Consider the following 22,731-nt stretch of genomic DNA (forward strand, 5'->3'; position numbering starts at 1 on the left):
AGATGGATGAAATGAATGTTGTCAGCAATAATGATAAAAGAAAAAAGACAGCTCTTGTTGTATTTGGCGTTCTTGTCATAGTAAGCTCAATCTCACTTGCAATCTATCTTCCGTATAAAGAAAGTCATATAAGCACAGACGATGCATTTATAACAGGACGCATTCATACGATCAGCGCAAAAGTTTCCGGGACAGTAAAAATTGTGTATGTAAATGATAATCAGTTTGTGAAAAAAGGAGATATGCTTCTTGAGATAGACACACAGGATTATGACGTGAAGGTTAAAGAGGCATCATCAGCTTTTGATGCAGAAAAAACAAGGCTCTCAGAGCTTAAGTATAAGCTCGAGACAGCAAAACAGCAGTATGAAGAGTTAAAGGCAGTGCTTGGCTCGGCAAAAGCGAATCTTGAACTTCAGGAAGCGAATATGAAACAGTCTGAATCAGACATGAAGAGAGCAGAAGAACTTTTTAAAGAGGAACTTATTTCAAAAGAAAGGTATGAAAAAACAAAGACAAGCTATGATATTGCAAATGCACAGCTTAAGGCTTCAAGAGAAGAACTAAAACAGATTGAGTCACGGCTTCTAACTCAGAAGGCTGTGATAAAACAGACTGCTGCAGCACTGGAACCTCAGAAATCAACCATTAAACAAAAAGAAGCGCAGTTTGATGCATCGAAACTTAATCAGGGTTATACAAAGATCTATGCGCCTGCAGATGGGAATGTAACAAAAAAATCACTTGAGGCTGGGAATCAGGTACAGGCAGGACAGCCTTTAATGGCGGTTGTGCCGCTTGATGATATCTGGGTTATTGCTAATTACAAAGAGACACAGCTCAAAAAGGTTAAATCTGGACAGAGAGTGAAGATAAAAGTTGATACTTATTCTGGAAAGACATTTGAAGGCACGGTTGACAGCATTATGGCAGGCACAGGCGCAGTATTTTCGTTATTTCCCCCTGAAAATGCAACCGGAAATTATGTAAAGGTTGTTCAGAGAATCCCTGTGAAGATTGCCTTTGACAAGGGAACTGATCCTGGACATGTGCTCAGAGTAGGCATGTCTGTTGTAACCACGATTATTATTGATAAATAAATCTTCTCTTGTGGTTTTGTCATTGCAAAATTAAAATGAATGAATAAGTGGATTGTTGCTTTAACAGTAATGCTTCCAACACTTATCGAAATCATCGATACGTCTGTTGTAAATGTCTCGCTTGACCATATACGCGGAAGTCTCTCGGCAGGCATAGATGAATCTACATGGACAATAACATCCTATCTTGTATCTAACGCAATAATCATCCCGATGACCGGGTGGCTGAGCAGACTATTCGGCAGAAAAAAATATCTTATATTTTCACTTATGCTTTTTACAGTAAGTTCTTTTTTATGCGGCACGGCATGGAATCTTCAGAGTCTGGTCTTATTTAGAATTTTGCAGGGTATTGGCGGAGGAGCTTTGCAGCCGATATCACAGTCAATACTTCTTGAAACTTTTCCACAGAAACAGCATGGAATGGCAATGGCGATATTTGGTGTCGGAATAATGTTCGGCCCAATAATAGGACCATTGCTCGGCGGATGGATTACTGATAATTGGTCATGGCACTGGATATTCTTTATTAATATACCTATTGGGGTTGTATCGATACTTATGGTCATGTTTTTCATAGAAGACCCTCATTACATGAGACAGATGAAGATGAAGATAGACTATTGGGGTCTTGCATTGCTTGCAGTTGGTCTTGGCTGTCTTCAGATAGTGCTTGATAAGGGTCAGCAGGAGGACTGGTTTTCGTCAAACTTTATTACATGGCTGGCTACAATCTCAGCATTGTCTTTAGTTCTTTTTATAATCGTGGAATTTTTTGCAGAACATCCTATTGTTAATCTGAAGACATTTAAAAATATCTCGTTCAGCACAGGCAGTACAATAATGTTTCTGGCTTTTTTTAATCTTTTCGGCAGTATCGTTCTTCTTCCAATTTATCTTCAAACTTTAATGGGCTACAATGCAACACTTGCAGGTCTAGTACTGGGGCCCGGAGGAATAGCAACTCTGGTTGCAATGCCAGTAGCAGGAAAGCTTGTAACAAAAATGAATCCAAAACTTCTTCTTGCTTCAGGGATAGGCATAGCTGCATATTCAACATATCTGATGTCTAATTTCAATCTCATGGCTGATTTCGATACTATAATTTGGCCGCGTGTTGTGCTTGGCGTTGGAATGGGTTTTTTATTTATTCCTCTTACGACTCTTACAATGTCAGAAATTAAAAAAGAGGAGATGGCAAATGCTACAGGAATATTTAATCTGCTCAGGAATCTCGGCGGGAGTTTTGGAGTTGCATTTGTAACTACTATGGTTGCAAGACGCTCCCAGTTCCATCAGGTAAGACTTGTTGAGCATCTGACTCCATTTGATGCGAATTATCAGATTCTCTCGTCACAAACATCTCAAATGCTCCAGAGTAAAGGATTAGATGCAGCATCCTCACAGCAGGGGGGACTGGCAGTAATATATAATCAGATGTTAAAGCAGGCTTCCATGCTTTCTTTTAATGATGCATTTCATCTGTTGAGTGTACTTTTGCTATTTACTGTGCCGCTTGTTTTTATAATAAGACGCAATAAGAAAAATTAATAAGCTGGCTTATTATATGCATGTTAAAATACCTTACTTAAGAGTAAGGGATATTATATGAAGCGATCAAACGAAGATATTTTGCACAGACATTTAGAAAACAACGGTAATATTATATCTCTTCTGCAGGACATACAGGCAGTATTTGGTTACATACCCAGAGAGTCAATCTATTATTTTTCTGAAAAACTTAATATCCCTTCGGCTTATATTTATGGAGTGGCAACCTTCTACTCTCAGTTCAGGTTAAATCCGGCAGGCAAACATAAGATTACAGCATGCTGCGGCACAGCGTGTCATGTAAAAGGAGCAGAAAAAATAATAGACAGCCTTAAACTTGAATTAGGGCTGGACGACAAAGAAGACACGACAAAAGACGGAGAATTCACTCTCGAAAAAGTTGCTTGTCTTGGCACCTGCAGTTTTGCTCCTATTGTTTTGATAGACGGCAAGGTAAGGGGCAAGGTCAAGCATGAAATTTTAGTAAGAGAGATAAAATCAATGAAAAAGAAGAAATAGATATGAAAAAGGATATATTGATAAGGGTATGCATGGGGCCTGCAGGTATTGCTGCAGGAGGGAAAGATATTCTTGACGAATTCAAAAGAATTTTTCATGAAAAAAAGATAAAGGCATCAGTCGGCAAAAAATGCTCATCTCATCAGGTTGGCTGTATGGGTTTGTGCGCAAGTGATGTTTTGGTCGACATTGTCATTGACGGAATTAAGACAGTATATCAGCATGTGAAGCCTGACATGGTCGAAAAAATAGTAGAAGATCATATTATTGGCGGGAAACCTGTGCATAGATGGATGGCTGACGAGATTCTGGTGGATTTTAATAAAAAACAGATGAAAATAGTTCTTTCTGATTGTGGAAAAGTTGATCCTGAAGATATCGAATCTTACATATGCGCAGATGGATATGCATCTGCGCGCAAAGTTTTTTCCTCAATGAAACCTGAAGATGTTATCAATGAAATAAAATTATCTGGTTTGCGTGGAAGAGGAGGAGCAGGTTTCCCCACGGGTTTGAAATGGGAGTTGGCAAGAAAGGCTCAAGCAGATACAAAATATATTATCTGCAATGCTGATGAAGGAGACCCCGGAGCATTTATGGACAGGGCAGTCATAGAGGGGAACCCGCATTCTGTTGTGGAAGGAATGATAATAACAGCGTATGCTGTTGGTTCTGAGAAAGGTTATGTGTATATAAGAGCAGAATATCCTCTTGCTGTTGAGAGACTGAGGCTTGCTGTTAAACAGGCGGAGGACAAAGGTTTTTTAGGAAAGAGGATATTCAATTCAGACAAAAATTTTAATATTGTTATAAAACTCGGAGCAGGCGCGTTCGTCTGCGGGGAAGAAACAGCGCTGATAGCTTCCATCGAAGGGCAGAGAGGAATGCCCAGATCCAAACCGCCTTTTCCTGTGAATAAGGGTTTATGGGAGAAGCCGACAGTCATCAATAATGTCGAGACACTGGCGAATATCCCTTACATAATCAAAAAAGGCCATGCGTGGTATTCATCATACGGGACTGAGAAATCAAAAGGCACAAAGGTATTTGCTTTAACAGGCAAGATAAAAAATACCGGACTGATAGAAGTGCCGATGGGCATAACCCTCAGAGAGATAATCTATGACATTGGCGGCGGACTTGATGAGGGAAAAAATTTAAAAGCTGTTCAGACAGGCGGTCCGTCAGGAGGGTGCATTCCAGCCAGTATGCTCGACATAAAATTCGATTACGAGTCTCTTGCACAAGCAGGCTCTATAGTTGGTTCCGGAGGGATGATAGTTCTGGACAATGATGACTGTATGGTGAATATAGCTGAATATTTCACACGGTTTACTCAGTCAGAATCTTGCGGAAAGTGCGTTCCATGCAGAATAGGGACTAAGAGACTTCTTGAGATACTGGAAAAAATAACAACCGGTAATGGAGAAGAAGGAGACATAGAAAAACTTGAAGAACTGAGCGAATATATAAAAAAAACATCTCTCTGCGGTCTTGGACAGACAGCACCTAATCCTGTGCTCAGCACTATAAAATATTTCAGGAACGAATATGAAGCGCACATAAGAGAAAAAAAGTGTCCCGCAAAAGTATGCAAGCACCTTCTTATATATGCGATTCACAAAGATATATGTACAGGATGCGGTGCCTGCAAGAGAGTATGTCCTCAAGAAGCTATAGTAGGCGACCATAAGTTTCCGCACAGGATAGAACACATTAAATGCATAAAATGCGGTGCGTGTTATGACATCTGCCGGTTGAATGCAGTGGGCAGGAGTTAATTCTATAAAAAATAGTTTTAAGTGACAAAAAGCTTTTAGATGATTTATACTACTTCTCGAATAAGACCTCGATTATGATCCTGATTGAAAATCAATGAAGAAAAGAATCCTAGAAAAACAATTTTCAGAGACAACAGGCAAACTGCATCTGCCCTGTCCATACAGAGAGTCTACTGGAATTTACACACATGTAGTTCTAAGAGGCGGATATTGCTATCGTTCAGAACGGTGTTCGATTGTAAAATGTAAATATAACCGCATTCAGGCTGATATAAATTCCTTGATCTCGATTGTCTGGTAATTTTAGCTCTCCATTAATTTTGTTTTCTGCTATTATTCTTGATTATGGACTTTAAAAAACTTGTAGAAATAATGTCAGCGCTCAGAGCAGAAAACGGCTGTCCATGGGATAAAGAACAGACAAGAGCGTCTCTAAGACCTTTTCTTTTAGAGGAAACATATGAACTGCTTGAGGCTCTGGACGAAGATAATCCGGAAAAGATAAAAGAAGAACTCGGAGATATTCTTTTACAGATAGTGTTCCATTCTCAGATAGCAAAAGAAAAAAAAGAGTTTGATATTTATGATGTGGTTAAGACGATCAGCGATAAAATGATCAAAAGACATCCGCATGTTTTTGCCGGAATACAATTTAAGAGCAAGGCAGAGCATCAAAGACACTGGGAAGAAGAAAAAAAGAGAGAAGGCAAAAAAAGAGAGTCAGTCCTTGAAGGAGTTCCCAAGGCATTACCGTCTCTCTTGAGAGCGCATAAGCTTCAGAAAAAAGCTGCAAGGGCTGGTTTTGACTGGGAGAAGACGGATGATGTAATTAAAAAGCTTGATGAAGAACTTAATGAGTTCAAGACTGCGCTTAACAACAATAGACAGTCTGAGATCGAGGATGAACTGGGAGATATTTTTTTCGTGCTTGTTAACATATCAAGATTTGTAGGAGTAAATCCTGAGGATGCGCTCCGAAAAACAATCAGCAAATTTATATCAAGATTCCGCTATATAGAGATGAAGGCATCAGAGAGTGAAAGGAACCTTTCAGACATGGCGCTTGAAGAAATGGATGCTTTGTGGGATGAGGCAAAAACAAAGAGCAGAAATAAGACAGATTAGATGATATTGTGATAAATCGGAACTCTATTATTTGGTGAAGATTTTTAAAAGGTTGTCATAAGTGTTCAGTATATGTTCGGGGATCACTTTTGTTTCACTGACTGTAGTCATGAAATTCGTATCACCTGCCCATCTTGGAACAACATGAAGATGGACATGTTCCTTTATCCCTGCTCCTGCAGCAGCCCCCATATTAATGCCGAGATTAAAACCTTCGGGTTTCATAAGATCATTAAGACATTTTATTGAATATTGAGTAACCTTTGAAAAATCCAGAAGCATATCATCATGCAGATTTTCTATAGAAGGCGTATGAATATTTGGCACAACCATAAGATGACCGTTGTTGTAAGGATATAAATTCATAATAACAAAACAGTGTCTGCTTCTGTAGAGGATCAGATTTTCTCGGTCTTTTTTCTCCTTGAGTTTATTACAGAACAGACATCCGGGCTCTTTTTTCGAGGCAATAAAATCCATTCTCCATGGCGCCCATATTGTCCTCATCTAATTTGCAGTATCCTTCTTAAATATCATGCTGCCGAAATAGCTTTCAGCAGCTGTGCCAGTATTTTGTGAATTTATCTGAATTCTGATGCCTTTAATCTGCGGCGGTTCTTTGCCAAAGAATTTTTTATAGTCATCATATACATTCCTTGTTATTGTCAACCACTGGCCGATCTGTGAAGCTCCGGATTTAACGACAAGTATTTTGATCTTTAGATTAAGAGGAAAGCCAATAGAATCATCTTTCAAAAAACCTTCAGGCGCGTTTGTGTCCCATACATAACTCAATATATTCCCGCCTTTAAATGCTATGAGTGTTTGAAGAGCCTGATCATCTGTTTTCCCTTTTCTGACATCGCCTCCTGTCGGTAATTTTACTGCCTTCCATTTCATTACGAGACAGGGATAATCTTTTAAGTTTAAAGATATATCACGTTGAAAGGAGAAAGATGAATCAATAGACGTAAAATGAACAATTTTTTCATCATCTTCATTCAGTATTTTGAATAAAGCATCGCCGTTTTTTGTCTTTAGTTCCCATCCTTCAGGAACTCCTTTTGAATCAAGTTTTCCTTTAAAATCGATAGGAATAAAGGATGGATTTGCCTCGAGAAAGGATACAAGACATAACCCAAGGATAAAAGCAATTGAAATTACCCTGTAAAACATTTTGCTAGTATATCAGAACAGAATGAGAATTTAGAAGATGCAATAAAATAATAAATAAGGCTGTTTTGTCCATAATGGATAAAACAGCCTTAAATTGACAGCAGATTCTTATTTTTTCTTGGTAGATATCCCAAATGGCACATATAGCGGACACCATCCAACAAAGCTTGTGAGCAGGAATATAACTGCTAATATTCCTAGCACAACAGCAAGTATGCCGCTTATATTGCCTGTTAAATAGAGTATGCCTATAACAACTGCGATTATTATCCTTATTATCTTGTCAGTTGTTCCCATATTTTTTGTCATTGAATTCACCTCCCTTTTCTTGCATGTTATCAATATATCTACTCTTGATTATAGTCTCAATTTAAACAACATTCTATTTGTTTTTTATTAAAAAGGTAAAAATGCGTGTTTTATAAAATATGTTAAAATGTGCAGGTAAAGAACATTTTTCAAAGGAGCGTTACCTTGCCTGTAGCAGTAGTCACAGGAGCCTCACGCGGTCTTGGGAAAACCATTGCAATAAAACTTGGAATGGCAGGCTATAGTATTGCAGTTAATTATCTTGAGTCAGAGTCAGATGCAATGAAAACAGTTGCTGAAATAAAAAATGATTCTTTTTGTTTCAGGGCTGATGCAGGAGATATGAAACAAGTGAATAATATGGCTGATGCAGTTTATAAAAAATGGGGCAGGGTTGACCTATTAGTAAACAATGCAGGCATAACAAAAGACGAACTAATGATCAATATGAAGGAAGAAGACTGGGACAGAATTTTAAGGACTAATCTCAAAAGTTGTTTTAACACAATCACAGTATTTTCAGAAAAAATGAAAAAAACAGGCGGTAATATTATAAATATCTCTTCGTATTCAGGATTAAAGGGAAAGTCTGGACAGTCTGCTTACAGCGCTTCTAAGGCAGGAATACTTGGTCTCACGTATACTTCTGCAAGAGAACTTGCTGAATTCAATATCAGAGTAAACGCTTTGTTGCCGGGTTATATGCAGACTGAGATGGGAGTTTCTTCTCCAAAGGCAATGGAAAACGCAAAGAAGGAAAGCCTGTTAAACCGATTATCGGATCCTGATGAAGTTGCTGAATTCATATTGAATATCGTAAAAACAAGAAATATCACAGGACAGGTATTCTGTCTTGACAGCAGGATCATATGAAAACAAAAGGTTTTTTTGTTACAGGAACAGACACAAACGTAGGGAAAACCATAATTACAGCAGCGATCGTAAAAACATTGAATTCAATAAACATCAAGACTTGCGGCATGAAACCGATTGAGACTGGCTGTAAAAGAAAAGACAATAAGATTGTCCCTTGTGATGGGTTTTTTTTAAAAGAGATGAATATTGCAGATGAAGATATTGATCTGATAACGCCATACTGCTTCGAACATCCGCTTGCGCCAATGGTTGCATCATCGCTGGAAAATAAAACTATTGATATAAATATAATAAAAGGATCATTTGAAAAACTTTCAGATAAATACGATGCAGTAATTGTTGAAGGGGTGGGAGGGCTGCTCGTGCCGATAAAAACAGACTACTTCATTGCAGATATTGCAAAAGAACTAAATCTTCCTCTAGTTATAGTTGCAAGACCGTATCTGGGCACGATAAATCACACTATGCTGACAATAAATTTTGCTTTGAACAAAGGACTTGAGATAGCAGGTTTGATAATGAATAATATGTATCCCTATCAGGAATTAATTGCTGAAAAAACAAACCCTGATGTTGTGAGAAAGATGATAGGGAATATTCCCTTTATGGGTGTTTTGCCGTTTCTTGACAATATTTCAGGAGATGAGATATTGAAGGCATTCGCCGAAAACATAAATATTGACGGCCTTAAAAAATATTTAAATAAATGACCGATATTGTTGAACCAGCAGAAAACAGACTTAGGATAGGCGAGATATTTTACTCGAACTTATTCCCTATATTTTATATGCTTAAAAAAAACTGCGACTGTGCGCTTTATGAATTTATACATGGAGTGCCTTCGGATTTGAATAAAATGGTGAGAAATGGAGAGATTGATATAAGCCCTTCGTCGTCAATTGAGTATCTTCGTATGAGAGATGAATATGAATTTATAGAAAACCATTCAATAAGTTCGATAGGAGCGATTGGCAGTATATTTCTTTACAGCAGAAGACCGATAGAAAAGCTTAACGGCATGAAGATATTAACATCTTCACAGTCAGAGACATCAACTGCGCTTCTAGAAATAATATTCAGAAAATTTCTGAAGATAAACTGCAATTCTGAACCAGGAAACATAAGCATCGAAAGTTTAATTTACGGATATAATAAGGCCGAGGCCTATATGCTGATAGGCGACGATGCCATGAAAGCAGTGAGAAAATACGAATCATCCTGCAGAGGTCCGGAGCTTTATATATATGACCTTGGAGAATTGTGGCATAAATATACAGAACTCCCGTTTACATTCGCATTATGGATTTACAAAAAAAATCTCAGTCCTGAAAAACAAAGTCTTATCAAAAAACTTAGGAAAGATCTTGATGCCGCAAAATTACTTGCTCTCAAGAATTTTGGATTGGTAGCAGATAATTTTCCACTGAAAGAAGTTCTGGGCGGAAAAGAGATTGTTGATTACTGGGAAAATATATCTTATGATTTTAATGATGAACACAAAAAGGGACTTGAACTATTTTGTCAGTTGTCAGGAGAGCTTGGTTTGATAAAGCATCGAATTGATTCATAAGAAATAGTTATAGCCTTATTCTGGTATTGTAAAATGAAAATGTAATTATATAAAATTATAATCTTAAAATTTGTTCTGGAGGAAAATTATGTCTGAGATGGTTGAAATTAGATGGCATGGCAGAGGAGGACAGGGAACCGTAACTGCCGCAAAAGTTTTGGCAGATACCTGCCTTAGCAGCGGCAGATACGTACAGGCATTTCCTGAGTACGGGCCTGAACGCGCAGGCGCTCCGCTTAGAGCTTATAACAGGATAAGCAGCAATGAACTTAGAATGCATTGTCCTGTGCTCAAACCTCAGGTTGTGAGTGTTGTTGATGCCACATTGCTTGACAGCATTAATGTTGCAGACGGCTCAACGGAGAACGCAATTTTTGTTGTGAACACCATGAGAGATCCGAAAGAAATAAGAGCAAAATTAAAAGCTAAATCAACTCAGAAAGTTTATACGATCGACGCGACAAAGATTGCGGTTGATTGCATTGGAAGGGCAATGCCGAATTCTCCTATGCTTGGAGCAGTATGCAAGGTAACAGGTCTTGTTACTCTTGAGCATGTTCTGGGAGATGTGAAGAAAAGCTTTGGTAAAAAATTCTCTCAAAAAATAATTGACGGAAACCTTGAGGCAACAAGACGCGGATATCAGGAGGTAAACGAGGGATGAAACTGAGAAACTGCAAAGAATTAGTTCCGGGCGCTGTTGTCACTGAGGCTGGAAGCGCTCTGAAATTCAAGACCGGATCATGGAGGGCATTGAAACCAAAGTGGATAGAGGAGAACTGCATTCACTGCCTCTTCTGCTGGGCATACTGTCCTGACATGTCAATTAATGTAAAAGAAGGAAAAATGACAGGATTCAACTATGATTACTGTAAAGGATGCGGTATCTGCGCTCTCGAATGTCCCGGTAAAAAAGGGAATAAGGCGATTATCATGGAAGAGGAGGGGAAATAATGCCAAATATTGTAGCAGTTACAGGCAATGAAGCAGTGGCTAATGCGCTCAGACAGGTTAATCCTGATGTGTGCGCAGCATATCCAATAACTCCTCAGACAGATATAATGCAGCGGTTTGCGTCGTTTGTTTCAGACGGGAAGGTCAATACAGAAACTATCCTTGTTGAGAGCGAGCACAGCGCAATGAGCGCATGTGTAGGCTCTTCAGCAGCAGGAGGAAGAGTAATAACAGCTACATCGTCACAAGGGCTTGCTCTAATGTGGGAGATACTTTACATAGCATCAGGCTATAGGCTTCCTATAGTAATGCCTGTTGTAAACAGGGCGCTTGCTGCGCCTTTAAATATTCATGGCGACCATTCAGATGCCATGGGCGCAAGAGATACAGGCTGGATCCAGCTATGGTCGGAGAACGCTCAAGATTCATATGACAATACAATACAAGCTTTCAGGATTGCCGAGCATATGGATATAAGACTTCCTGCAATGGTATGCCTTGACGGATTTATAATAAGCCATTCAATAGAGAGGATAGAGTATATTGACGATGATGCTGTTAAAAGTTTTGCAGGCGAATACAAACAGCTTAATCCGCTGCTTGATATGGAACATCCTGTAAGTTATGGTCCGCTTATACTGCCTGACTACTATATGGAATACAGAAAGGCGCAGGCAGATGTAATGTCTAAAGTTCCACAGATTGTTTTAGATGTTGCTAAAGACTTTGAAAAAATTTCAGGAAGAAAATACGGTTTGTTTGAGTCATACAGACTTGATGATGCTGAGATTGGGATTGTGATACTTAACTCTGCTGCGGGGACAACAAAGGATGTAATCGATGAATTCAGAAAAAAGGGAATAAGGGCAGGTCTTTTAAAACCGAGATTGTACAGGCCATTTCCATATAAAGAAGTGTGCGATGCCTTAAAACACCTGAAAGCAATATGCGTTCTTGACAGGTCTGATTCATTCGGAGTTTCTTTCGGACCGCTGTATCTTGACATCGCAGCAAGTCTTTATACATCAGATAAAAAGCCTTTGCTTATCAATAAGATTTTCGGTCTAGGCGGAAGAGACTATCTGCCTGAACATGCAGAGCTTGTGCTTAACGAGCTTGTCGAGATTGCAAAAACCGGCAAAGTAAGGACATTTAAAGAATACATTGGAGTGAGGGAATAAAAATGGCAACTGCAATTACATTAAAAGAGCTTTCAAAAAAAGAAATGCTTTTGACTTCAGGACACAGAATGTGCGCTGGCTGCGGTGCACCTATAGTTGTTAAGATGACGCTCCTTGCATGCGATTATCCCGTTATTGCGGCAAATGCAACAGGTTGTCTCGAAGTATCAACATGTATATCTGAATACACTGCATGGAAGATTCCTTGGATACACAATGCCTTTGAGAATGCAGCAGCAACACTCTCTGGCGTTGAGACAATGTACAGGTCTCTGAAAAAACAGGGAAAGATTGATAAGGACGTCAAGTTCATAGCATTTGGCGGAGACGGTGGAACATATGATATAGGCTTCCAGAGTCTCTCAGGCGCAATGGAACGCGGTCATGACATGCTCTATATATGCTATGACAACGGCGCATACATGAACACAGGTATTCAGCGCTCGAGCGCCACTCCGTTTGGTGCAGACACAACAACATGCCCTGTCGGCAGTATTGTTAAGGGAAAATCTCAGAACAGGAAGAACCTTACAAAGATAATGGCTGCACACGATATTCCTTATGCTGCACAGGCATCTCCCAGCCACTGGATGGATTTTATTAAAAAAGTACAGAAGGCATTAGAGATAAAAGGGCCAAAATTCATTAATGTAATTTCTCCATGCAACAGAGGGTGGAGATCCAAAACTGATGATGCGATTATGCTCAGCAGACTTGCAGTTGAGACATGCTACTGGCCTTTGTATGAAATAGAAAACGGGGTTACAAAAGTTACATACAAGCCTAAAGAGAAAAAGCCTCTTGCGGATTTTTTGAAGCCGCAGGGAAGATTTAAGCACCTTTTTAGCGCTGAGAATGAAGGCATGCTGAGAACATTTCAGGAATATGTCGATGCTGAATGGGAGAAGCTTCTGAAAAATTCACCAACTGAATAATCCTGAATAATTTCAAAGATGCATTCTTAGTGTTGATTATTACTGCTGTTTCTGATAATTTAGTTGAGGGAGCTTAGATAAAAATGGCTACATCTGATCTTGTGATGTATGAGAACGAGTTTCAGAAGATTGACGAGGAACTCAAAAAACTGCAGCAGCAGGCGAATGCGAACATCGTCTTTCTTGTTGACAAGAACGGCCAGTTAATAGCGTGTGCCGGCGACATCAGCAATGTCGATACCACTTCGCTTGCGTCCCTGACAGCAGGCAACATAGCGGCAACAGGCGGAATGGCAAGGCTTCTTGGAGAGAAAGAATTTTCAATTCTCTTTCATGAGGGTGAAAAAGACAATATACATATCTCTTTAATTGGACACAGAGTAATTCTTGTCGTGATATTTGACAAAAGATCTTCACTGGGACTTGTAAGGCTGAGGGTTAAAAAATCATCAGAAGCTCTTTCTAACTTATTCAATGAAATGACAAACAAGGCTGAGACAGAAAAATCAGGTGAAAAGGCGGAAAGATCGCCTTTTGCGGAGATAAGCGATGAAGATATTGATAATCTTTTCAAGTAGGTGTGACAGCTAAGTGTCCTTTATAAATTATTCTTCGCGGGAAATTAACTGCAAGATTGTCTATTATGGTCCTGGTTTGTGCGGAAAGACCACAAATCTTCAGCTCATTTATAGAAAAACAAATCCGGATCAAAAAGGCAAACTTATTTCTCTGGCAACAGAGACAGAGAGAACTCTGTTCTTTGATTTCTTGCCGCTTGCTCTGGGTGATATCAAAGGTTTTAAAATAAGATTTCATTTATATACAGTTCCAGGTCAGGTTTTCTATGCTGCAAGCAGAAAGCTGATACTCAAGGGTGTTGACGGAATTGTCTTTGTCGCTGATTCACAATTAGAGAGAATGGAGGCAAACATAGAGAGTCTCGAAGATTTAAAGATAAATCTTGCCGAGCAGGGATATGTTCTTGAAAAACTTCCTTTTGTCATACAGTACAATAAAAGGGACCTTCCAAATGTTGCGCCATTGGAAGAGATGAATAAACTGCTCAATGTTGACGGCGTTCCATGGTTCGAGGCAATTGCACCCAATGGACTGGGCGTATTCGAAACATTGAAAGGCGTTGCAAAACAAGTTCTGCTTGAAATAAAAAAGCATTACTAATATCTAAGTAAAAAACGAGGAGGATCCTTAAATGAAAAAAGTATTAGTTTTGATTCTTGGGATTTTTATTCTGGTTGGGTGCTCAAAAGACGGAAGCAAGAAAAACCCTGTTTTAGCAAAGGTCGATGGATCCGCTATAACAAAGGAGGACTTGAGCAGAGAGCTTGAAGCGCTTCCTGTTTTTGCACAGAAGATGTTTGACGGCGAAGAAGGCAAATCGAGACTTATAGATGAGATTGTAAAGAAAGAACTGCTTTATAAGGAAGCAAAGAAAAAAGGTCTTGATAAAGACCCAGCATATGCAAAGAAAATTGCAGATACACAGAAGCTCATTCTTATCAGTACTCTCTTAGAGAAAGAGATTGACAGCAAGGTGAATGTATCTGAGCAGGAAATAAAAGATTTTTACGACAAGAACAAGGCAAACATTAAGGATAAGAGCGGCAGACAATACAAATTTGAAGAAGTTAAGGGCTATCTGACTCAGCAGATAAGCTCACAGAAACAAAAAGAGGCTTTCGACGCGTATATCGAAAATCTGAAAAAGACATACAAGGTTGAAATAAACAAACAGGCGATTGCAGATATCTCAAAACCGGCAGAGTCAAAGAAAGACAACAAAAAGGAACCCATAAAAGAACAGCCAAAAAAATAAGATTATAAAGACTATTTCTTTTCTAGTGGGTTGTTGACTGTGTCAACAACCCACTTATGTTTTACTCCAAGAAAATCCAAAAATTTACAGAAGTTTTTTGAAAATGATATACTCCACGAGGAGGGACAAGTAATGCTAAAACTTCGTGATGGAATTATAGAATTATACAGAAAAACTGCAACGTCTCTGCCGCCTGATGTTGAGAATGCATTAATAAAAGCGCGTAAAAGCGAAGAGAAAGGCTCTAATGCCGAGCAGGCGCTAAAAGTAATACTCGATAACATTACCATAGCCCGCAATACATCCCGTCCAATATGCCAGGACACAGGAGTTCCTGTTTTTTATGTATCATTGCCAAGAAGCTTCAGCCAGCTTGAGATTGAAAATACAATTATTGAAGCTACACGCATTGCAACTGAAAAAATTCCATTAAGACCGAATGCTGTAGACATAATCACAGAAAAAAACAGCGGTGATAATACTGGTGTTGGTTATCCTGTAATATATTTCAAAGAATCACAGGATAATGTTTTTACAATAGATCTTATGTTGAAAGGCGGAGGCAGTGAAAATGTCGGGCAGACATATAAACTTCCAATGTCAGAGCTAAATGCAGGCAGAGATTTTGACGGAGTAAGAAAATGCGTTCTTGATGCGGTTCAGAAATCTCAGGGTAAGGGATGTCCTCCATACACTATAGGAGTTGCAATAGGCGCTGCAAAAGATCAGGTAACCAAGCTTTCCAAGAGCCAGCTGTTAAGAAAGATTGATGACATAAACCCAATCTCTGTTCTTGCAGGACTTGAGATAAAACTGCTAAAAGAGATTAATAAATTGGGAATAGGGACTATGGGCTTTGGCGGAAGGACTACTGCAATAGCTGTAAAGGTTGCAGTGAATCATCGTCATCCCGCATCATACTTTGTTGATATATCAATTGCATGCTGGGCTAACAGAAGAGGGATTCTCACATGGTAAGGAAAAAAGTGAAGATCAAAAAAGAAAAAATAATTAATCTGCCCATGACAAAGAAAGACGCTTTGAATCTCAAAGTCGGAGATAATGTTCTTATCAATGGGATTATGGTTACAGGAAGAGACAAGGTTCATAAATTTCTTTGTAATAAGAAAATTCAGAAAAAAGATATGCCGATTGACCTTGAAGGAGCGGTTTTATACCACTGCGGCCCGATAGTTAAAAAAATAGAAGGTAAATATAGAATAATAGCAGCCGGCCCTACAACAAGCATACGAGTAGAGATGTATGAACATGAAGTTATATCAAAATACAAAATACGCGGAGTAATGGGCAAGGGCGGTATGGGGGGAAAAACTCTTGATGCAATGCGCAAAAACGGATGTGTATATTTTCATACAATAGGCGGAGCAGCAGCATATCTTGCAGACAGGATAATAAGAGTTGCCGATGTGTGGAAACTTGATGAATTTGGTACCACTGAAGCTATGTGGGTGCTTGAGGTTGAAAATTTTCCTGCAATAGTTACGATGGATGCACACGGAAAGAGTCTGCATGATAAAATTGAGAAAAAATCTAATTCAGAGTTTAGTAAGCTCATAAGGTAATTAAAATTAATGGATAATAAACATGAATATACCCTGATCATTGAAGCCGGGAGACTAAAATCTAATTACTGGAAAGATCTGTGGCGTTATAGGGAATTGTTTTACTTCCTCTCATGGCGCGACATTCTTGTTCGTTATAAACAGACTGTTTTAGGCATTGCATGGAATGTAGTAAGACCGCTTCTGACGATGGCTATCTTTACTTTTATTTTCGGGAAGCTTGCTAAACTGCCTTCCATGGACATGCCGTATTCCCTGATAGTTTTTTCAGGCTTAATTCCATGGCAGTTTTTTGCTTCGTCATTAACCGGCGTAAGCAACAGTCTAGTTGTAAATTCTAATCTTATTTCTAAAGTTTACTTTCCAAGACTTATAGTTCCGATGAGCGCTTTTGTAGTGAATCTTGTGGATTTTTTGATATCCCTCTGCCTTTTTGTCGGTTTAATGATATGGTATCAGGTATTACCGGGATGGAAAATTGTTTTTTTGCCCATGTTTCTTGCGCTTGAAATTTTTTCATTATTAGGGCTGGGACTCTGGATGGCATCACTCAATGTGAAATACAGGGATTTTAATTTTATCTCGGGATTTTTAATACAAATAGGTTTATACATTTCACCTGTTGGTTTTATCAGTTCTCTTGTGCCTGAACAATGGCGTCTTATATATTATCTCAATCCAATGGTTGGAATTATTGACGGATTCCGCTGGTCGCTTTTGCCTGGGATAACAGAGTTGAATCTTATTAGTATTTATATGTCATTGGGAGTTTCGATATTGAGTTTTATGCTTGGCATGTCATATTTTAGAAAAGCTGAACAAACTTTTGCAGATATTATCTAATGAGAATATATTAAACATGAATAAAACAGTGATCACAGCAAAAGGCATTGGCAAGCGTTATACTATCCGCCACTTATCAGGGCAAAAGCCCCAGACGATCCGCGAATTGTTTGATTATACATGGAAAAACTTCATTGACAAAAAAAATAGAAAACCTAAAATTGAAGAATTCTGGGCGATAAAAAATATTGACTTTGAAATTAAACAGGGAGAAAGAGTCGGTATTATCGGGAGAAATGGCGCAGGTAAATCAACTTTGCTTAAAATCTTAAGCAGAATTACTGAACCTACAACCGGCACAATTCATCTGCATGGCAGAACAGCAAGTCTCCTTGAAGTCGGAACAGGTTTTCATCCTGAACTTACAGGCCGTGAGAACATATATTTGAACGGAGCTATCTTAGGCATGTCAAGACCTGAGATACGGAGAAAATTTGATAGTATTGTTTCGTTCTCAGGCATAGAACGTTTTTTGGATACGCCTGTGAAACGCTATTCTTCCGGTATGTATGTTCGGCTTGCTTTTTCTGTTGCAGTGCACCTTGACCCTGATATCTTGATTCTTGATGAAGTGCTTGCAGTCGGCGATGCTGAGTTTCAAAAACAATGTATGAAAAAAATTGAAGAATCACAAAATCAGGGGCGTACGATCATTCTGGTAAGCCACACCATGTCTACCATCGAATCCTTGTGCACTAAAGCCATTTTGATGGAATCGGGAAGGATTGCATTCAGCGGCGCTGCTTCTGAAACAATAGCGCTTTACTCAGAAAAGAAATGAGAATTTTAAAAAATCTCATACCTGATAGATATAAAAAACAAATCGCTGAGTTCAGAAAAAAGATTAAGCCATATCTTCCTGAGAGTTTAATTATAAAGAAAATACATATTAAAAAGCTTTTTTTGAAGAATGTCGGATACTTCCCTGATATTGACAGCCCAAAAAGCCTAAATGAAAAGATACAATGGCTAAAACTTTATTATCAAGACGATCTTATAACTAAATGCTCTGACAAATACATTGTCCGGGAATATGTCAAACAGACAATTGGAGAAGAGTTTCTGGTAAGGCTTTTGGGAGTTTACGATGATTCAGATGATGTCGATTTTGATAAGCTTCCTGATAAATTTGTGCTGAAAGCAAATAATAGTTCGGGGTCAAATATATTCTGCGAAAATAAGAGTATTTTTGACATTTATGATGCGAAGGAAAAAATGAAAAGCTGGCTGAATCCGAGAGCTAGTCATTATTATTATTTATACGAATGGTGCTATAAAAATATAAAACCGAGAATTATATGCGAAGAATTCATTGAAGACAAAGAAGACGGAGATCTTAAGGATTATAAAATTATGTGCTTCAATGGGCAAGTGAAAATAATTTCTGTCTGCTATGAAAGGGCTGTAAGTTTAGGGGTGGATTATTTTGACCTTGAATGGAATCAATTGCCGTTCAAAAGATTTAATAAAAATATCCCTAAAAAAATAAAAAAACCAGAGAACCTTGATTTAATGATTGAGATTGCTGAAAAATTATCAAAACCGTTCCCGTTTGTAAGAGTCGATCTTTATCATGTCAATAATAAAATTTTTTTTGGAGAGCTAACATTTCATCCAGGAAGCGGCGTTGTCCCTTTTGACCCGGTTGACTGGGACTATAAACTAGGCAGCATGCTGGTATTGCCTGACAAGAAAATACTCGAATAGGTTTTATATGAATAAAAAAATGAAAAGCAAAAAACTCGGAGTGGTCTATACTTGTATAACAAACAAATATGATGATCTTGTTGATCATTCATATAAAGATCCCAAGTGGGATTATGTTTGTTTTACTGATGATTTATCTATTAAGAATAATGGAAATTTGTCATGGCAGGTAAGGCCAATAATATTTACAGCCCTTGATCCTGTGCGAAATCAACGCTGGCACAAACTGCATCCTCACATTCTATTCCCTGAATATGAGAGAAGTTTATGGGTTGACGGGAACGTAAACGTATTAAAAAAAGATTTATTCGAAGATTTAGGGAAAGCAATAAAAGAATTCATGAAAATTTCGAGTGCTCCACATCGCGATAGAAACTGTGTTTATGAAGAGCTGGAAGCTTGCATAGCATTAAACAAAGATGATTTTAAAATAATGAAAAAACAGATTGAGATGATAAAAAAGGATGGATTTCCCGCAAAACAAGGTCTTTTTGAGACCAATATATTATTCAGAGAGAATAACGACAAAAAGAATATCGAGCTTATGAATGATTGGTGGTCTTGGGTTGAAAACTTTTCTAGACGCGATCAGCTCAGTTTCACATACGCTCTATGGAAACACGGTGTAAAGTGCTCACCCCTTACAGATATCTCTTATAGAAGAAATGACGGAAGAATAGCTTTTAGCTCACATAATCCAGATATCTCTCAAGTAACGAGATTGAAGACTCCCTTTCTTTTAAAAAATATTTTTAAAGAAGGATTCTCTGAATTGATTCGGACAATTTTTCAAAGCGGTAAAAATATATGAGATTTTATAAAGAAATGATGTCATGCCTAAAATTTAAGTATCCTGACGTTGATGATTTCACTGCTGATCTTCAAGGCTTTAAGCTGACTACAAGTCAAAAAAAACTTGTCATGACTCTGCTTGTCAGGAATGAAAAAGATATAATCCGCCATAATATTGATTTTCATTTAAGTAAAGGTGTTGATTTTATTATTGCTACTGACAATGATTCAACAGATGGAACCAGAGAAATTTTAGCCGAGTATGAGAAAAGAGGAATTTTGCATGTGATTGATGAAAAAGGTAAAGACCATGATCAAGCAGGCTGGAACAACCACATGACAACAATCGCCCGGGATAAATACAATGCTGATATTGTCTTTCATTGCGACGCTGATGAATTTTGGCACCCTAGAGCAGGCAATCTTAAATATGAAATTTTGAAAAGACCTGAAGATATATTAATAGTTGACGTGGTAAACATATTATTATCAGATAAAAGTGGCAAAGAAACATTTCCTGAAGATGCAAAATATGCAGTTGTTGATCCTCTTGTCGCTGAAGACTATATAAATGATACTAAGGACACCAACTTTTTTTATTTTAAATACCCTCCTAAAGTTATTTTCAAACTGAAGAATAAACTTTTTTTTGTTTCTCAGGGAAATCATTTTGTGACCAACAAGGATTCTTCCGTGGCAGAAGGCATCTCAAAAGATATACTTATTTATCATTATCCTATAAGAAATAAAGCTCAGTTTTTTCAGAAAACAATACAGAGTGGAAGTTCTCATGAAAGAAACAAAAAACTCGATAAAAAAATGGGATTTCATGTAAGGCGCTGGTACAAAAGCTATAAAAAAGGTCTGCTGGATAAAGAATATAAAAAGCTTATTCTTAAAGACACTGAAGTTAACGAGTTTTTGAAGCAAGGATTTGTCGAGGAGATAGATTTCAGGGATTTGATGTCAGGATTCGAAGCAACTAGCGGTGTCTGGAAATATTTTAACAGAAAATTCGAGTATGAGGAGATGCTTCATGATTTTGAATCAGCATGGTCAGGGCATAAGTATTTCGCATATGATCTAGTGCGCAATCTGAAACCAAAGACAATTGTTGAGTTGGGAACATACAAGGGCATATCGTTTTGTTCGTTTTGTCAAGGCGTGAAAGATGCTCGTTACAATGCAAATCTCTACTCTGTGGACACATGGCTGGGAGATAAGCATTCGGGATTTTATGACAGTAATATTTTTGAAACCTTAACTAAAATAGTGAAAAGGTATTACTGTGACTTGAAAATTAATTTTTTAGAAAAAACATTTGATCAGGCATGCAATGAATTTGAGGATTATTCGATAGATTTACTGCATATTGATGGACTGCACACATATGAGGCTGTAAAACATGATTTTGAAACATGGCTGCCTAAAGTCAAAAAAGAAGGGATTATTTTTCTTCATGATATTTTCGTAAATAAGGACGATTTCGGTGTTTATAAGCTATGGGAAGAGCTGAAAAATAAATACAAAACAATAGAATTTTATCAGTCTTATGGACTTGGGGTTATATTTAAAAATGAATGCGGCTATGATGATTTTTTTGCTAAAGAAAAAGAATGGCAGATGAGATATTCATGCATCGCGGAAGACAAGAGAAACAAGCTTATACATGAAATGATTAACGGCGGAGATGATGTTTTTTCACCGCATTCTAAGAAAAAAATTTATTTTTGTAATGCGGTTATTCGCTTATTTAAATACCTTTTCAGGGGTGAATTTCATAATATAGGGCAGGCAGTTTTTCGATTTATAAAAAAGCTGAATAAGAAATTCTAGTTTTTTATATTTGATGAGCGTTAACTGCGTATGGATTATTTAGGCTTTGAACAAATCACTTAATATTTTAAAATTTTATTTTTAAATATTTGGGAAGGAATAATGTTTAACGAACATCTTAAATCAAATTGCATATGCGCAATAATTGTGACTTACAATCCTGACTTTTTAACAATCGGTCAGATTTTAAATAAGTTAGCAGATCAGGTCAATCGGATTATTATCATTGATAATTTTTCTCAAAACGGTTTTTGTGATTGGATTAAAGCGGAAAAAAATTATAAAAACATGACTTTTTTTTTAAATGAGAATATGGGGTTGGGATATGCCTATAATTTAGGCGTAAAGAAAGCTAGAGAGTCAGGCTGTTCACACATTATTTTATTCGATCAGGATAGTGTGCCAGAATCAAACATGGTTATTATACTGATGAATGCATTTAATAATCTTAAGCAGCAAGGTTATAAAATATCTGCTGTGGGGCCTGTTTATCATGATTTGAGAACAGATTTATTTTCTCCTTTTATGCGGTTAGGATGGTTTAGATTCAATCAGATAAAATCTATGGATTCAATTTATGTTCCTGCTGACTTTCTTATTTCATCAGGTTCTCTGATCTCTCTTGAGACGATAAATGATATAGGGACTATGGACGAATCTTTGTTTATCGATAAGATTGATATAGAGTGGTTTTTGCGCGCTCGTTCTCTTGGATATTGTGCATGGGGAGTGTCTAACGCTTTTATGGAACATTCTATCGGAGAATCAGCGAGGCAAATCTGGGGTTTCAGACGGAAAATTTTTTTTCAACACAAGCCTTTTCGCTACTATTATATTTTCCGCAACAGTTTTCTCCTCTATCGCAGAGAATATATGTCTGTTAAATGGATGTCTGCAGATATAATAAGCTTGCTGCAGATTTTTGTTTTTTTACTTTTAACTGGGCGGTCAAGAGAGAAGATTTTTCAGATGATTTTTAAAGGTATTTTTGATGGTGTAAAGGGGATTAGCGGAAAGCTTGAATAATTGCACATCAGTTTCTAAAGCTGGAGGAACATT

27 protein-coding genes are annotated in these 22,731 nt (G+C 37.8%); 24 read left to right on the top strand and 3 right to left on the bottom strand.

Annotated elements, in window-relative coordinates; all coding sequences use genetic code 11:
* Positions 1-2: 2 nt before the first annotated feature.
* From LLF28_01655 to mazG, 6 genes are all read left to right on the top strand, one after another.
* A complete protein-coding gene (locus LLF28_01655) occupies positions 3-1,100 on the top strand; it encodes an HlyD family secretion protein (GenBank protein MCE5194151.1) in 1,098 nt (365 codons plus the stop codon).
* Between the two features lie 39 nt (positions 1,101-1,139).
* Positions 1,140-2,651, top strand: a complete 1,512-nt coding sequence (locus tag LLF28_01660; protein ID MCE5194152.1) for a DHA2 family efflux MFS transporter permease subunit — start codon at positions 1,140-1,142, stop codon at positions 2,649-2,651.
* Positions 2,652-2,708: 57 nt separating this feature from the next.
* Positions 2,709-3,170 (top strand): NAD(P)H-dependent oxidoreductase subunit E, encoded by a 462-nt coding sequence (locus LLF28_01665; protein ID MCE5194153.1) that lies wholly within the window; start codon positions 2,709-2,711, stop codon positions 3,168-3,170.
* 2 nt (positions 3,171-3,172) lie between these two features.
* Complete coding sequence (gene nuoF, locus LLF28_01670) at positions 3,173-4,951, top strand: NADH-quinone oxidoreductase subunit NuoF (GenBank protein ID MCE5194154.1); 1,779 nt, start codon at positions 3,173-3,175, stop codon at positions 4,949-4,951.
* A gap of 94 nt (positions 4,952-5,045) precedes the next feature.
* A complete protein-coding gene (locus LLF28_01675; protein MCE5194155.1) occupies positions 5,046-5,252 on the top strand; it encodes a hypothetical protein in 207 nt (68 codons plus the stop codon).
* Between the two features lie 44 nt (positions 5,253-5,296).
* Entirely contained in the window at positions 5,297-6,076 is a 780-nt protein-coding gene (gene mazG, locus LLF28_01680; GenBank protein MCE5194156.1) for a nucleoside triphosphate pyrophosphohydrolase, read from the top strand.
* Positions 6,077-6,103: 27 nt separating this feature from the next.
* Here mazG and LLF28_01685 read toward each other — a convergent pair whose 3' ends face one another.
* The 3 genes from LLF28_01685 to LLF28_01695 form a co-directional block, all read right to left on the bottom strand.
* A complete protein-coding gene (locus LLF28_01685; GenBank protein MCE5194157.1) occupies positions 6,104-6,583 on the bottom strand; it encodes an HIT domain-containing protein in 480 nt (159 codons plus the stop codon).
* Entirely contained in the window at positions 6,584-7,252 is a 669-nt protein-coding gene (locus LLF28_01690) for a DUF3047 domain-containing protein (protein MCE5194158.1), read from the bottom strand.
* A 108-nt stretch (positions 7,253-7,360) separates the two neighbouring features.
* On the bottom strand, positions 7,361-7,561 hold the full coding sequence (locus tag LLF28_01695) for a DUF2892 domain-containing protein (protein MCE5194159.1): 201 nt from the start codon (positions 7,559-7,561) through the stop codon (positions 7,361-7,363).
* Between the two features lie 165 nt (positions 7,562-7,726).
* Here LLF28_01695 and LLF28_01700 point away from each other — a divergent pair, with 165 nt between their 5' ends.
* The 18 genes from LLF28_01700 to LLF28_01785 all read left to right on the top strand — a co-directional run bounded on the left by LLF28_01700 (position 7,727) and on the right by LLF28_01785 (position 22,698).
* Complete coding sequence (locus LLF28_01700) at positions 7,727-8,434, top strand: SDR family NAD(P)-dependent oxidoreductase (GenBank protein MCE5194160.1); 708 nt, start codon at positions 7,727-7,729, stop codon at positions 8,432-8,434.
* Positions 8,431-9,147: a dethiobiotin synthase gene (gene bioD, locus LLF28_01705; protein ID MCE5194161.1), complete on the top strand. Its 717-nt coding sequence runs from the start codon at positions 8,431-8,433 to the stop codon at positions 9,145-9,147. Before LLF28_01700 ends, bioD begins: the two co-directional genes overlap by 4 nt.
* Positions 9,144-10,007 carry a menaquinone biosynthesis protein gene (locus LLF28_01710; GenBank protein ID MCE5194162.1) on the top strand — a complete coding sequence of 288 codons (864 nt, stop codon included), beginning with the start codon at positions 9,144-9,146 and terminating at the stop codon, positions 10,005-10,007. The genes bioD and LLF28_01710 overlap by 4 nt, the downstream gene beginning before the upstream one ends.
* An 88-nt stretch (positions 10,008-10,095) precedes the next feature.
* Entirely contained in the window at positions 10,096-10,671 is a 576-nt protein-coding gene (locus tag LLF28_01715; GenBank protein MCE5194163.1) for a 2-oxoacid:acceptor oxidoreductase family protein, read from the top strand.
* A complete protein-coding gene (locus LLF28_01720) occupies positions 10,668-10,961 on the top strand; it encodes a 4Fe-4S binding protein (GenBank protein ID MCE5194164.1) in 294 nt (97 codons plus the stop codon). The genes LLF28_01715 and LLF28_01720 overlap by 4 nt, the downstream gene beginning before the upstream one ends.
* Positions 10,961-12,142, top strand: a complete 1,182-nt coding sequence (locus LLF28_01725) for a hypothetical protein (protein MCE5194165.1) — start codon at positions 10,961-10,963, stop codon at positions 12,140-12,142. Before LLF28_01720 ends, LLF28_01725 begins: the two co-directional genes overlap by 1 nt.
* A gap of 2 nt (positions 12,143-12,144) precedes the next feature.
* Positions 12,145-13,077, top strand: coding sequence for a thiamine pyrophosphate-dependent enzyme (locus tag LLF28_01730; protein MCE5194166.1), 933 nt, complete (start codon positions 12,145-12,147; stop codon positions 13,075-13,077).
* Between the two features lie 83 nt (positions 13,078-13,160).
* Positions 13,161-13,655 carry a roadblock/LC7 domain-containing protein gene (locus LLF28_01735; GenBank protein MCE5194167.1) on the top strand — a complete coding sequence of 165 codons (495 nt, stop codon included), beginning with the start codon at positions 13,161-13,163 and terminating at the stop codon, positions 13,653-13,655.
* A gap of 13 nt (positions 13,656-13,668) precedes the next feature.
* Positions 13,669-14,256 (top strand): GTPase domain-containing protein, encoded by a 588-nt coding sequence (locus LLF28_01740; protein ID MCE5194168.1) that lies wholly within the window; start codon positions 13,669-13,671, stop codon positions 14,254-14,256.
* Between the two features lie 31 nt (positions 14,257-14,287).
* Complete coding sequence (locus LLF28_01745; protein ID MCE5194169.1) at positions 14,288-14,911, top strand: SurA N-terminal domain-containing protein; 624 nt, start codon at positions 14,288-14,290, stop codon at positions 14,909-14,911.
* A 132-nt stretch (positions 14,912-15,043) separates the two neighbouring features.
* On the top strand, positions 15,044-15,889 hold the full coding sequence (locus tag LLF28_01750; GenBank protein ID MCE5194170.1) for a fumarate hydratase: 846 nt from the start codon (positions 15,044-15,046) through the stop codon (positions 15,887-15,889).
* A complete protein-coding gene (locus LLF28_01755) occupies positions 15,883-16,494 on the top strand; it encodes a FumA C-terminus/TtdB family hydratase beta subunit (protein ID MCE5194171.1) in 612 nt (203 codons plus the stop codon). Before LLF28_01750 ends, LLF28_01755 begins: the two co-directional genes overlap by 7 nt.
* A gap of 9 nt (positions 16,495-16,503) precedes the next feature.
* Positions 16,504-17,337, top strand: coding sequence for an ABC transporter permease (locus LLF28_01760; protein MCE5194172.1), 834 nt, complete (start codon positions 16,504-16,506; stop codon positions 17,335-17,337).
* Between the two features lie 16 nt (positions 17,338-17,353).
* Positions 17,354-18,118 (top strand): ABC transporter ATP-binding protein, encoded by a 765-nt coding sequence (locus tag LLF28_01765; protein ID MCE5194173.1) that lies wholly within the window; start codon positions 17,354-17,356, stop codon positions 18,116-18,118.
* Positions 18,115-19,044 carry a hypothetical protein gene (locus tag LLF28_01770; protein ID MCE5194174.1) on the top strand — a complete coding sequence of 310 codons (930 nt, stop codon included), beginning with the start codon at positions 18,115-18,117 and terminating at the stop codon, positions 19,042-19,044. Before LLF28_01765 ends, LLF28_01770 begins: the two co-directional genes overlap by 4 nt.
* Before the next feature lie 7 nt (positions 19,045-19,051).
* Complete coding sequence (locus tag LLF28_01775; protein MCE5194175.1) at positions 19,052-19,855, top strand: DUF616 domain-containing protein; 804 nt, start codon at positions 19,052-19,054, stop codon at positions 19,853-19,855.
* The gene (locus LLF28_01780; protein ID MCE5194176.1) at positions 19,852-21,672 is read left to right on the top strand and encodes a class I SAM-dependent methyltransferase; all 1,821 of its coding nucleotides are present in this window, start codon (positions 19,852-19,854) and stop codon (positions 21,670-21,672) included. The genes LLF28_01775 and LLF28_01780 overlap by 4 nt, the downstream gene beginning before the upstream one ends.
* Positions 21,673-21,774: 102 nt before the next feature.
* Entirely contained in the window at positions 21,775-22,698 is a 924-nt protein-coding gene (locus LLF28_01785; protein ID MCE5194177.1) for a glycosyltransferase family 2 protein, read from the top strand.
* Positions 22,699-22,731: the final 33 nt, after the last annotated feature.

This window comes from Nitrospiraceae bacterium (assembly GCA_021373015.1).
Classification (GTDB): domain Bacteria; phylum Nitrospirota; class Thermodesulfovibrionia; order Thermodesulfovibrionales; family UBA1546; genus JAJFTJ01.